At 35.9% G+C, this 12,147-nt stretch carries 14 protein-coding genes and 1 pseudogene; 14 read left to right on the top strand and 1 reads right to left on the bottom strand.

Features of this window, described 5'->3' with window-relative positions; all coding sequences use genetic code 11:
- Nucleotides 1–43 precede the first annotated feature (43 nt).
- Together WMO42_RS00270 and WMO42_RS00275 are read left to right on the top strand one after the other, a co-directional pair.
- Nucleotides 44–670, top strand: coding sequence for a methylated-DNA--[protein]-cysteine S-methyltransferase (locus tag WMO42_RS00270; protein ID WP_349191246.1), 627 nt, complete (start codon nucleotides 44–46; stop codon nucleotides 668–670).
- Nucleotides 671–877: 207 nt separating this feature from the next.
- Entirely contained in the window at nucleotides 878–2,062 is a 1,185-nt protein-coding gene (locus WMO42_RS00275) for an aminotransferase class I/II-fold pyridoxal phosphate-dependent enzyme (RefSeq protein ID WP_055175755.1), read from the top strand.
- On the opposite strand, the gene WMO42_RS00280 is transcribed toward WMO42_RS00275, so the two are convergent.
- The gene (locus tag WMO42_RS00280; protein WP_022503018.1) at nucleotides 2,063–2,941 is read right to left on the bottom strand and encodes a YitT family protein; all 879 of its coding nucleotides are present in this window, start codon (nucleotides 2,939–2,941) and stop codon (nucleotides 2,063–2,065) included.
- 265 nt (nucleotides 2,942–3,206) lie between these two features.
- On the opposite strand from WMO42_RS00280, the gene metF reads away from it, so the two are divergent.
- The 12 genes and pseudogenes from metF (at nucleotide 3,207) to WMO42_RS00340 (ending at nucleotide 12,147) form a co-directional block, all read left to right on the top strand.
- Nucleotides 3,207–4,073, top strand: coding sequence for a methylenetetrahydrofolate reductase [NAD(P)H] (gene metF / locus WMO42_RS00285; protein ID WP_022503017.1), 867 nt, complete (start codon nucleotides 3,207–3,209; stop codon nucleotides 4,071–4,073).
- A gap of 1 nt (nucleotide 4,074) precedes the next feature.
- Nucleotides 4,075–4,710 (top strand): MBL fold metallo-hydrolase, encoded by a 636-nt coding sequence (locus WMO42_RS00290; protein WP_349191248.1) that lies wholly within the window; start codon nucleotides 4,075–4,077, stop codon nucleotides 4,708–4,710.
- 133 nt (nucleotides 4,711–4,843) lie between these two features.
- The gene (locus WMO42_RS00295; protein ID WP_090139599.1) at nucleotides 4,844–5,602 is read left to right on the top strand and encodes an SDR family oxidoreductase; all 759 of its coding nucleotides are present in this window, start codon (nucleotides 4,844–4,846) and stop codon (nucleotides 5,600–5,602) included.
- A gap of 390 nt (nucleotides 5,603–5,992) precedes the next feature.
- Nucleotides 5,993–6,859: a deoxyribonuclease IV gene (locus WMO42_RS00300; RefSeq protein ID WP_055306377.1), complete on the top strand. Its 867-nt coding sequence runs from the start codon at nucleotides 5,993–5,995 to the stop codon at nucleotides 6,857–6,859.
- Nucleotides 6,860–6,932: 73 nt separating this feature from the next.
- A complete protein-coding gene (locus tag WMO42_RS00305) occupies nucleotides 6,933–7,148 on the top strand; it encodes a hypothetical protein (RefSeq protein ID WP_349171929.1) in 216 nt (71 codons plus the stop codon).
- Nucleotides 7,149–7,154: 6 nt separating this feature from the next.
- Complete coding sequence (locus WMO42_RS00310) at nucleotides 7,155–7,568, top strand: hypothetical protein (protein ID WP_349191249.1); 414 nt, start codon at nucleotides 7,155–7,157, stop codon at nucleotides 7,566–7,568.
- A 13-nt stretch (nucleotides 7,569–7,581) separates the two neighbouring features.
- A pseudogene (locus WMO42_RS00315) lies at nucleotides 7,582–8,421 on the top strand (DNA/RNA non-specific endonuclease); the annotation flags it as partial.
- A gap of 160 nt (nucleotides 8,422–8,581) precedes the next feature.
- Nucleotides 8,582–9,268 (top strand): hypothetical protein, encoded by a 687-nt coding sequence (locus WMO42_RS00320; protein ID WP_349191251.1) that lies wholly within the window; start codon nucleotides 8,582–8,584, stop codon nucleotides 9,266–9,268.
- Between the two features lie 5 nt (nucleotides 9,269–9,273).
- Nucleotides 9,274–10,023, top strand: coding sequence for a SipW-dependent-type signal peptide-containing protein (locus WMO42_RS00325; protein ID WP_349191253.1), 750 nt, complete (start codon nucleotides 9,274–9,276; stop codon nucleotides 10,021–10,023).
- Nucleotides 10,024–10,144: 121 nt separating this feature from the next.
- Nucleotides 10,145–10,747: a TasA family protein gene (locus WMO42_RS00330; protein ID WP_022503008.1), complete on the top strand. Its 603-nt coding sequence runs from the start codon at nucleotides 10,145–10,147 to the stop codon at nucleotides 10,745–10,747.
- Nucleotides 10,748–10,876: 129 nt separating this feature from the next.
- Nucleotides 10,877–11,470: a hypothetical protein gene (locus WMO42_RS00335; RefSeq protein ID WP_055175741.1), complete on the top strand. Its 594-nt coding sequence runs from the start codon at nucleotides 10,877–10,879 to the stop codon at nucleotides 11,468–11,470.
- A gap of 8 nt (nucleotides 11,471–11,478) precedes the next feature.
- The gene (locus WMO42_RS00340) at nucleotides 11,479–12,147 is read left to right on the top strand and encodes an LPXTG cell wall anchor domain-containing protein (protein WP_349191255.1); all 669 of its coding nucleotides are present in this window, start codon (nucleotides 11,479–11,481) and stop codon (nucleotides 12,145–12,147) included.

Raw genomic sequence — 12,147 nt, forward strand, 5'->3', positions numbered from 1 at the left:
ATTAACAACAGATACATTGATTAAATAAGGAGGGAGGAAAGTTATGCAGAGCAGAAAAGAAGCACTGGACTATGGCTTGGCATTTCCTGATACATATGTAGAAACACCTTTTCGCGATACTAACTGGCAGTTAGTGAGGGTTAAATGCAGCAAGAAGGCTTTTTTATGGATATATGAGAAAGACGGATACGTTAATCTTAATGTGAAGGCAGATAAAGAATGGAGAGATTACTGGAGAAGTGCTTTCAAATCGGTAATTCCCGGATGGCACCAGAACAAGGAGAACTGGAACACAATAATTCTTGATGGTTCAGTGCCAGATGATGCTATTAAGACAATGATTAAGGAAAGCTACGAGCTTGTTACTGATAATCCAACAAAAAGGATATATGAAGCGGTAAAGAAAATACCTAAGGGCTGTGTTGCGACCTATGGACAGATAGCGGAGCTTGCTGGTAATAAAGGAATGGCAAGAGCAGTAGGTAATGCACTTCATAGAAATCCTGACCCAGATAATATACCATGTTACAGGGTTGTTAATTCCAAGGGAGAACTGTCGGGTGCATTTGCATTTGGCGGTGCAGGACAACAGGAGCAGCTGCTTAAGGCAGAAGGGATTGAAGTAGTTAATGGGAAAGTTGACCTTAAAGTGTATAGTATGAAATTCTAAACAATATGTCAGATTATATGCAGAAGCACAGAAGTAATTATACATTATTGATATAAAAAATAGTGTATAACTGCACAATAATGCACACAATCTAGGTAATATACTATTAACATATGATAAAAGTATGTTATACTGATAAGGCAGTACAATATATGTTTGTTACTGTGGAAAGATTAAATATCCGGTAATTGGAAGAAAGAGCAGATTATGAAAGAATTAAGCGAGAGAACGAAAGATTTTACAGATTCTGTTATAAGAAGAATGACAAGAATAGCCAATAAATATGGTGCAGTGAATTTATCACAGGGCTTTCCAGATTTTAACCCACCTAAGCAGATAACAGACAGACTGTCAGAGGTTGCAAGTGAAGGACCTCATCAGTATGCTTTGACTTGGGGAGCTAAGAATTTCAGAGATGCAATAGCTGCCAAATATGAACATTTTTCAGGAATTAAGGTTGACCCTGAATCAGAGATTGTAGTTACATGTGGAAGTACAGAGGCTATGATGGCGACAATGTTAAGCATTACCAATCCTAAGGATAAGGTAGTAATCTTCTCACCATTTTACGAGAATTATGGTGCAGATACTATTCTTTCAGGAGCAGAACCGATATATGTTCCACTTGTTCCACCAGATTTTACATTTAGCATTGAGCAGTTAGAAAATGCTTTTAAACAGGGAGCGAAAGCACTTATCCTGTGCAATCCGTCAAATCCTTGTGGAAAGGTATTTACATTCGAGGAATTAACTGCAATAGCAGATGTCGTAAAGAAATATGATGCCTATGTTGTGACAGATGAAGTGTATGAGCATATTGTGTACGCACCTAACAAACATATATATATGCAGGCACTTGACGGAATGAGAGAAAGAACTATCGTATGTAATTCATTGTCAAAGACATATTCTATTACAGGCTGGAGACTTGGATATGTAATTGCTAATCCTGAAATAATCGACAGGGTTAAGAAGGTACACGATTTTCTTACAGTAGGTGCGGCCGCACCACTTATGGAAGCCGCAACAGTTGGATTGAAATTCGATGACAAGTATTATGATGAACTTGCGGCACATTATGCACATATGAAAGAGGTATTTGTCGGCGGTTTAGAAAAGCTTGGTTTAAAATATACAGACCCACAGGGTGCTTATTATGTGCTTGTTGATGTGAGTGAATTTGGAGTAAAAGATGATGTGAAGTTCTGTGAATGGCTGGCACAGTATGTAGGGGTTGCGGCAGTACCGGGTTCAAGCTTCTTTAGGGAAGATGTAAATAATCTTATAAGATTTCATTTTGCCAAGCAGGACGATACACTTAATGAAGCGATTAATCGTCTTGCTGGCTTAAGAAAGGCTGTAGCTGAAGCTGGAGATGTTGAGTGGAGATAATCAATCGTGAGGGATATCGTGAAAACGTCCATCTAGTTCTTCGGTTTTAACTATATTTATAAAGGCGTGAGGATCAGCACTTCGTATAAGCGGTATAAGCTGTCTTGTTGCCTCTGAATGAATTACAGAGTAAAGAAGTGTCTTTTCCCTGCCTTCATAACAGCCAACTCCCTTGAATAGAGTAGCATCGTGATGAGTAGTTTCTTTAATAATCTGGTATATTTCATCAGACTTGTCTGAGATAATAAAAAGAGTTTCCTTCTTGTAACGCTTATATAACCACTGGATAACCTGAGTACTACAGAACTGGTATATGATTGAGTAAAGAGCGATTGACCAGCCAAACATAGCACCGGCAATAGCAAGCATTACAACATTTCCAAGCAGAATATAGTTCCAGGCATCTATTCCTTTTTCGTGTGATAAGAATATGCTTATAAAATCTGTACCACCGGTTGTTGCACCAGCGTTAAGGCATAAGCTTATTGCAAATCCATTGATAATTCCACCAAACACGCTTATCAAAAGCACGTCATTAGTGAATACATAAGGTGGAAGAATATCCACAAATATACTTGATAAAAATATAACTATAATTGAGTAAATGGTAAATTTCTTTCCGATGTATTTGAATGCAATATAAGTAGGAAAAAGATTAAGTGCAATATTAAATATACTGAAAGGTATAGTTATATGTAAGAACTTAATGATTATTTCCTGTAAAAGCAGGGAAAGTCCTGAAAATCCTCCAGGGAAAAGTCCTGCGGTCTTAGCAAAACAGCGCAAATTCCACGCATATAATATTGATGCAAATGTAATAATAAAAAGCCTGAACACCTGATAGAACTTAGGGTGTTTAGCTTCGAATGACTGAAACATAGAACCTCCTTATAAATAATTAGTATTATGAAAAACAGGCTATATAATAGCACATTATAATTAAAGCTTCCATAGTAATTATTAATCTTTTAGCGCATTTTATTGAATTATATAAATAATAGAGTTATCATAATTATATTAATCAAAATAATTGTAATGGTTAAAATAATTTAATTGATTAATATAGTTAAAATAATTGTATTGATTAAAGTAATTATATTAATCAGATAGTAAGTAAAGATACAGACGAGGCAGGTAAAAGATATTGAAGATAAGAGATATTATAGACAGGGAACAGGAAACATTATCAATGGAGGTATTCCCACCAAAGAAAGACACGGATTTTGAGATGGTTAAGGAGGCAGCTTTACATATAGCCTCATTGAAACCAAGCTTTATGAGCGTTACATATGGAGCGGGAGGAAGCACTAAGGGCAATACAATTAAACTTGCAAGTGAAATCCAGAAGCAGTATCAGGTTCCAGCAATGGCACATCTTACTTGTGTATGTGCAACTAAAGAAAGCATTAATACAGCTTTAACAGAGATGAAGCAGGCTGGAATTGAAAATATTCTTGCACTCCGCGGAGATATTCCTAAAGATTATGACGGAGAAGTATTTACAGAATTTCAACACGCTTCACAGCTTGTAGAACTGATTAAAAAGACAGGTGATTTCTGTGTTGGTGGTGCGTGTTATCCAGAAGTACACCCAGATTCCAAGAATAAGTTTGATGATATTAATGGTCTTAAGGAAAAGGTTAAGGCAGGCTGTGAATTTCTTACAACACAGATGTTCTTTGATAATAACATTTTCTTTAACTTTATGTACAGGGTAAGGGAAGCTGGCATACATATTCCAATAATACCGGGAATTATGCCTATTACCAAGAGAGCACAGGTTAAGAATGCTGTTAAATTATCAGGCTGCAATGTGCCGGAAAGATTTAAGAATATTATTGATAAATATGGTGATACAGAAAATGCTATGAAACAGGCGGGGGTTATATATGCCTCAGACCAGATTATAGACCTGCTGGCTAATGGTGTTAAGAATATTCATATATATTCAATGAATAAGCCTGAGATTGCAAAAGGAATTCAAGATAATCTTAAAGGAATAATTCTGTAATATGAATTCACAAGTTGTTGAAAAAGTATCATTAGTCAGGGAAGATGAGAATATAAGTTATATTACGCCGACAAGAAATCCGTTGTCGTGTACAGTTGTAATTGTAGAAACCGGACATAATATATGGCTTTATGATACAGGAAGCCATTCTGATATACCGGCAATGATTAATTCTTATAATCAGGCTGAAAAAAATATTAATATAGTTCTGTCACATTTTCACCCAGACCATATAAAAAATGTGTCTGATATACATTTTATGAATATGTATCAGGGAAAGAATACATTAAGATATACAGGAACGGGTGAGATTGTTACAGATGATTTGTATATAGATGATGATATAATGCTTCATATATTTCCAATAGCTTCAAGCCACGCAAAGGGGTGTCTTGCGTTGGAGGTTAAAGACATATGTTATGTTGGTGATGCACTTTATCCGGCAACAGGTCCGCAATTCAGAAGATATAACGCTGGACTTCTGCTTGAACAGTTAAGGCAGATAGAAAGCTGTAATGTTAAGTATATTTCACTCAGTCATAGAACACATTTTAAATATTCCAAAAGAGCGGTTGTAAGATGGTTGAAAGCAATATATAAGCTTCGTGGAGCGAATGAGGCTTATATATATCTGTAAAAAGTTGTCAGATAATGTTTACAAATAGATAATATAATTGTACAATATTATACATAACGAGCATATATATGCAAAAGGATATGTGCAAATTGTATATATAGTAGAATATTCGTGAACAGAATGGAGGATTATTATGGGACGTTTAGATGGTAAAGTTGCAGTTATTACAGGTGGTAACTCTGGTGTTGGAGCAGCTACAGCGAAGTTATTTGCAAAAGAGGGAGCTACAGTTGTTATCACAGCAAGAAGAGAGGCGGCATTAAAGGAAGTTGCTGATGAGATTACAGCGGCAGGTGGTGAAGTATATGCTATATCAACAGATATATCAAAGCCTGAAGACCCAGAGGCACTTATGCAGAAGGTAATGGATAAGTATGGAAAGATAGATATACTTGTTAATAATGCAGGTATTCTTGAGCAGGGACTTAAGCCAATCGACAGATTTCTTGATGAAGATATGGATAGAATTATTGAAACTAATGAAAAAGGAACTATGCGTTGTATGAAAGCTGCTTCTAAGAGAATGAAGAGCGGTGCATCAATTGTAAATGTAGCTTCTGTAGCAGGTGAGAAGGGCTGTGGAGGAGCTGCATATGTAGCTTCTAAGGCGGCAGTTATAGGACTTACCAAGCATACAGCATTAAGATTTCAGAAAGACGGAATTCGTTGTAATGCCATATGTCCAGGCAATATAATTACACCTATGACTATGGGAACAGACCCAGCGGCACTTGACCCGGATATGATAGGTGCTATGATGAACCATAGTGATATTAAAGCACCATCTTGTACAGCAGAGGATGTTGCTAATGTTATTATATTCTTTGCAAGCGATGAAGCCAAAGCAATAACAGGCCAGATTATAGTAACAGATTATGGTGCAATGCTTTAATTATTAAGAACAGGATTTTTAAGCCTGATAAGAGAAATTAATTAAAATAATATTTTATATGCATAATAAGAGATATTGATTAGCGTATCAATATCTCTTTTTTAATGAAATATTATAAAATATCCCAACTGGATAATTTGGTTTTGACATATTATCCGTCATAATTTATGCTATAATGTGCGTAAGCAATGAGCCGTGCAGGATAAAAGAATAAAAAAAGAACTGTGCTTGCACAAAGTACTTTTTTATTTTTTTATCCTATAGGGCGAACGCCCGACAGTGTAAGAAAGCATAGATTTCTTACACTTGCACGGTGGAGTATATAATTTATAATATTATATGCTTAAAAAATAAGAAATTAAGAAATATTAGAAACAGGAGTCTCACAGAATGAGTAAAATAAAATTAGGCTGTCACGTTGGAATGGCAGGAAAAGAAATGTTCTTAGCATCAGCTAAGGAAGCCGCTTCATATGGAGCTAATGTATTTATGTTATACACAGGTGCACCACAGAACACCAGACGTAAAGATATATCAGAGCTTAACATAGAAGCTGGCTGGGAATATGCAAGACAGCACGGAATTGAGGAAATCGTGGTACACGCTCCTTATATAATTAACCTTGCGAATACTGTTAAGCCAGAGACATATGAGCTCGCAGTTGAATTCCTTGAAAAAGAGATAATCCGTACAGCGGCAATGAGAAGCCGCATTATGGTGCTCCATCCGGGAAGTCACGTTAATGCAGGGGTGGAAGCAGGAATTGCACAGGTTATAAAAGGTCTTAATACAGTGCTTAACCAGAATGATGACGATGTTTATATTGCCCTTGAAACTATGGCAGGAAAAGGCAGCGAAGTTGGGCGTACATTTGAAGAACTAAAAGCAATATATGATGGTGTTGATAAGAAAGACAGATTAAGAGTATGCTTTGATACTTGTCACGTTAATGATGCAGGATATGATATTGTCAATCATTATGATGAAGTATTTGAAGAATTTGATAAGGTAATCGGTCTTGACCAGATAGCGGTATTTCATATTAATGACAGTATGAATCCATTGGGAGCACACAAGGACAGACATGCCAATATTGATAAAGGAAGTATCGGGTATGAAACACTTCACAGACTTGTACACGATGAAAGATTTATTGATGTGCCAAAGATATTAGAGACACCTTGGCTTGCCGAGGAAGGTTCAGACAAGAAGACAAAGCCACCATATAAAGAAGAAATAGAGTGGCTTCTTAAATAGTACCGCTTATAATAATTGTAGGGATAATGCAGAAAATAGTATTTGAAATAATAATATAGAAATGAGGCACAGTATGTTTATACAGGATGATAATACATATAATAACCTGAGAGAAAAGTCATTCTTGCAGTGGCTTGAAGATTGCAGTAAGCACGAGGATATAGCTGTAAGAGGTGGCGTTAAGCTTGCTTATGAGTATGTAGAGATGCTTAACAATGAGATTAAAAGGCTCAAGGAACAGAATGAGTTAAAGAATGAATATTTAAAGAAAATATCAGGAAAGAAATAAAGAATTATGATAGCAATTGTAACAATTGATGATAATAACGGAATGATGTTTAATAAACGCAGACAGAGCAAGGATATCAGGCTTATTGAGAGGATTCTTGATATTGCAGGAACTAATAGAATATGGGTGTCTGAGTACAGCAGTCAGTTATTTGATACTTCTAAAGATAATATTATCGTAGATAATTCATATACAGAGGCACAGGCACAAGATTACTGTTTTGTGGAAAATGTTGATATAAATGAGTTACAGGATAACATAAGTAAGATTTATGTGTATAAGTGGAATAGAAAATATCCGTCAGACGTTACATTTCCGGTAGCAATGCTTGATAATTACCAATTGGAAAATGTATCGGAATTTGAGGGTAATTCCCACGATAAAATAACAGAAGAAATATATATAAGGAGTAAGGTGTAATTATTGTGAAGTTATGTTAAATAGAATATTGTCAAGTAAAGAAAAAATTAATACGTCAAATAAGCGTCTATGTAAGGTACTGTCTGCATTAATTCTTGTCTTATCATTAGTATTAAGCTTAGCAGGCTGTTCAGGTGCTGATATTGCAGACAGCATTAACCCGTCACAGAATGAGAGTACAACTGTACAGACTGATAAGGCAGGTGGCAGTAATTCCTCCAATAAGAATAATTCCGCAGATAAGAATGATACATTAGCGGCGGGAACGGATAGTGCGGACTGGCGTGCTACATTACCAGAATACAGTGACAGTCCATATGTTATAGTTAATAATAATGAACCATTTTTTACAGAAAATGATATGACAGCGGACTCTTTTGAGTATTATGGTGAGTTAGACGAGCTTGGAAGATGTACAGTAGCTTATGCAAGCATAGGAAAAGACTTAATGCCAACAGAGAAACGTGGCTCAATAGGTTCTGTAAAACCTACAGGCTGGCATACAGTAAAATATGATATAGTAGACGGAAAATATCTTTATAACAGATGTCATCTTATAGGTTACCAGCTTACAGCAGAGAATGCCAACAAGAATAATCTTATAACAGGAACGAGATATCTTAATGTTGATGGTATGCTTTTATTTGAAAATATGGTAGCAGACTATATTAAAGAAACTAATAATCACGTTCTGTACAGGGTTACACCGATATTTACAGGAGATAACCTGCTTGCAGATGGAGTACTTATGGAGGCTGAGTCTGTTGAGGATAATGGAGAGGGAATTTCATATAATGTATTCTGCTATAATGTCCAGCCTGGTGTAAAGATTGATTACGTTACAGGTGACAGTTCACTTGAATAAATTAGTATAAGAAATCAGTGGTAAGAAAAATCAGTGGTAAGAGAAATCTTATCACTGATTTTTTTGTAAATATTTTCCTGTGTGACTTTTGTGTGACCAGAATGGGTAATAATACCGCAGTAAAGTAAATAAAGAAAGGAAGCACTGTATGAAAGGTAAGCAAAAGATACTGTTGTTAGTGTGTTCTGTTATTGCAGTTGTGTCAGTCAGTGGTATGGCTGCATACGCTTTGTTAAAGACGGTAACAGAAACTAAGACCAATGTATTTGCGTCGGATAAATCCATAAGTATTGACCTGACAGAACCGCAATGGGAGAGATATGGAAAAGAAGCAGCTAAGGCATATGTGCCGGGGCAGACAATTGATAAAGACCCAACCGTAAGCCTTAATGATGAAAGTATCAGTGCATATGTGGCATTAAAGGTTCAGTTCTTTGATGATAAGAATAACGAACTCACATTCAGGGAATTTGCTGACAGATATCTTTATGGAGGTTCAGAGCTTGCTAATGCAGGAATTGACTGGTCTAAAGATTGGACATTTATTGGAAATGCCAATTCAGATTTAGAAAATGATGAATATGCAAGCCGGCTTATGTATATGTATAATAAGCCGCTTGATAAAGATAATGCCAACACAGATATTAAAGAAAATATTTCAAAGCCTTTATTTACTAAAGTGCATTTAAGCAATGAAATTACTGCAGATAACACAACTAAAAGATTACCAGAGTTTAATATCAAGGTTACGGCATATGCAGTTCAGGCAGAGGGCGTATCAGTAGAGGAAGCGAAGAATTCGTTATTGGAAATGAGTATTGTTAGGGAGGATTAATTATTATGACAACTTGTAAGAAGATTACATTAACAGCAGCAGCTATGGTACTGTCAGCAGGTCTTGCAGTAGGAGGTACATTAGCATATCTTAATGCAGTAACAGAAACTAAGACCAATACATTTACTTCAAGCCGTAATATTACAACAACACTTACAGAAACAGAATGGACCAGTGATTCAGGAAAGAATTATCTTCCAGGAGATGTAATAAAGAAAAATCCTGTTATGAATAATGAATCAGATCAGCCTGTCTATATGGCAGTTAAGGTTGATTATTTAGATGATAAGGGCAATCTTATGAGTGCAGAAGAATTTAAAAAATATGCCTCAATTACAGATTACGACAATGATAACTGGAAAATGGCGACAGTCAATTCAGACGGAAGTGAAGTGTGGATATATATGACAGCCGTTGAAGCAGGAGAGTCAACAGAAGCATTATTTAACAATGTTACAGTTAATGCTGGAATAACAGAAGAATGGTCAAGTGCAGCTAAGACAACAACTATCTATAAGTGTGATGCAGACGGCAATAAGTTATCAATAATTGATACAACTAAGGAACAGTACGACCCAACTGTTGTATACAAGGATGCAGACGGTAATATTGTAAGTGCAGGTACACTTCCTACATTCAATATCAAGGTTACAGGTTTTGCAGTTCAGGCATCAACATTTGCTGATTACAACGAGGCACAGCCAGAACTTATCAAGCTTGTAAACAGCAAGACATCTGATGATGCACAGTTCTAATAAAATGTATTATATTGAATAAATCGGACAGTGCTTTTTGCGTTACATTATTGAAATTGTATTATATCGTTGGAATTGAACAATAACAGTATCATATTTATTTATTCAGGAAAGAGGTTATATGGTTAATAAGAAGAAATTAACTGCCGGTGTAGCAGCTTTGATACTTTGTATTACAGGGGTGACTTACGGAACACTTGCATATTTTACAGATAAGGATACAAGAGCAAATGTAATAACTATAGGACACGTTACAGGAACTTTGACAGAAACAGATGAGCATATGCGAGATGATAATACGACAGGTAAAGATTATACGAATGTAAAGCCGGGTGATGTGCTTGATAAAGATCCGACAGTGACACTTGATAAAGAGTCAGAAGATGCTTATGTAAGAGTGAGCATTAATTATGAGGGACTTACTAAGGAGCAGGCATTAGCTATTGAGAATAATCTTGATATTAGTGCTGGCTGGACTAAGTCAGAGGATGGTTATTATTACTATAATGAGATACTTTCTAATAAAACAGGAGCAATCAATTCATCAAAAGTATTCTCTAAAGTTACTATTCCAACAGAATGGGGCAATGAGATTGCAGGAATAACATTTAATATTAACGTTAAGGCAGAATTTATCCAGTCTGATAATTTTACACCTGTAACTGATGAAGCTGGTAATATTACAGGCTGGGGCAATGTGGCTATTGAAAAAAGCTTAAAGTAATTCAAGCGTTATTAATATGCAGCAAAAGTTGTCATATATATTACACCAGCCCAATATAATAATAAATGTAATGATGTCAGGGGCAGATTAATAATTTGCCCCTTAATTAAATGAAATGAGAGGAAGTATATGAAAAGATTCATATTAGTTGGTACGGCAATACTTGTTATTGCTGGTTTATACACGGGTAAGACAATGGCGAAAAATCGTGTGTCAGCATACGTTGATAAGACAGTTACGACATCTTCGTTAGACTTAAGCTTGTGTGTAAGTGGTGCGGGAATTGATGATAAGGGCAATATGCAGACTAACGGAATTAACACAATAGATGACACTATTGAACAGAGAGTATCTGTGCTTAATAGTGGAGAGAAGGCACAATATGTCCGTGTAAAGATTAGCAAGGATAACTGGGTTAATATCAATTTGATTAATAAAGATGATTGGATAGTACCCGATAATCATACAGATAGTGAAAATGTATATGTATATTATAATAAGGTATTAAATCCAGGTGAGAGAACACCAGAGCTTATGGATTCAATAATACTCTTTGATTCGAAATCTGAGAACACTAATAAATACAGCGGAAAGACTATTAATATTAATTGGGATGCAGAAGCAGTCCAGACAGTTGCGGCCGGTGATGCTATGCTGACAGAATGGGGAGTTGAAGCTGAATTAGGTGATGATGGCAGCCTTAAAGCTGTATCTGACAGGTAGGAGGAGATATGCTTTTAAAGAAATTAGTGGCGGTAGTATCTGCCGTAGTTGTTATTGCAGTGCCATATGTTAAAGTCTTGGCAGATGATACGGTTATAACACTTGATGAAACAGCTAAGAAATTCATAGTGATTGATAAGAATCTTGAGTACAGGGATATGCTTCCAGGAGAGGAGAGAAGTTCAGTTATTAAGATATCCAACAGTTCAGCAGAGAATATGGAATTCTATATTAATGGAAAGGTTCTTGATAACCTTGCAGATAAAGGAACTGGAGATCAGACGGCAGTATATGGAATTAAGCTTTATAAAAATGCAGATACAGAGCCTTTTTATAATGAACTTATAGGTAACAGCAGTAAGACACAGTCTGACAAGTCGTTTTTTGATGAAGATGTCAGGATTGCACAATTAAGTAAGGGTGAGAGCTGTGATATAAAGCTTGTATTGTATATAGATGGTCGTTCTATGGACAATTCTTATATGAATAAGCAGGGACAGTTGGAGATTACGGTTAATGCAGAACAGCCAGATTTGCAGGATACAGTAAGCAATAATGTGATTACAGCGGTAAAGACAGGTGATAGTAATAATATATTATTATATATAATTGTGGCACTTGCAGGCATAGCAGGAATAGCTGGTGTTGTTGTAATGAGGCAGAGGAACAGGCAGTAA

This window comes from Lachnospira sp. CLA-JM-H23 (assembly GCF_040096425.1).
Classification (GTDB): Bacteria; Bacillota; Clostridia; order Lachnospirales; family Lachnospiraceae; genus Lachnospira; species Lachnospira rogosae.

Coding starts and splice junctions, on each gene's coding strand:
- WMO42_RS00270 (WP_349191246.1), top strand. CDS start 44: ATGCAGAGCAGAAAAGAAGCACTGGACTATGGCTTGGCATTTCCTGAT.
- WMO42_RS00275 (WP_055175755.1), top strand. CDS start 878: ATGAAAGAATTAAGCGAGAGAACGAAAGATTTTACAGATTCTGTTATA.
- WMO42_RS00280 (WP_022503018.1), bottom strand. CDS start 2,941: ATGTTTCAGTCATTCGAAGCTAAACACCCTAAGTTCTATCAGGTGTTC.
- WMO42_RS00290 (WP_349191248.1), top strand. CDS start 4,075: ATGAATTCACAAGTTGTTGAAAAAGTATCATTAGTCAGGGAAGATGAG.
- WMO42_RS00295 (WP_090139599.1), top strand. CDS start 4,844: ATGGGACGTTTAGATGGTAAAGTTGCAGTTATTACAGGTGGTAACTCT.
- WMO42_RS00300 (WP_055306377.1), top strand. CDS start 5,993: ATGAGTAAAATAAAATTAGGCTGTCACGTTGGAATGGCAGGAAAAGAA.
- WMO42_RS00305 (WP_349171929.1), top strand. CDS start 6,933: ATGTTTATACAGGATGATAATACATATAATAACCTGAGAGAAAAGTCA.
- WMO42_RS00310 (WP_349191249.1), top strand. CDS start 7,155: ATGATAGCAATTGTAACAATTGATGATAATAACGGAATGATGTTTAAT.
- WMO42_RS00320 (WP_349191251.1), top strand. CDS start 8,582: ATGAAAGGTAAGCAAAAGATACTGTTGTTAGTGTGTTCTGTTATTGCA.
- WMO42_RS00325 (WP_349191253.1), top strand. CDS start 9,274: ATGACAACTTGTAAGAAGATTACATTAACAGCAGCAGCTATGGTACTG.
- WMO42_RS00330 (WP_022503008.1), top strand. CDS start 10,145: ATGGTTAATAAGAAGAAATTAACTGCCGGTGTAGCAGCTTTGATACTT.
- WMO42_RS00335 (WP_055175741.1), top strand. CDS start 10,877: ATGAAAAGATTCATATTAGTTGGTACGGCAATACTTGTTATTGCTGGT.
- WMO42_RS00340 (WP_349191255.1), top strand. CDS start 11,479: ATGCTTTTAAAGAAATTAGTGGCGGTAGTATCTGCCGTAGTTGTTATT.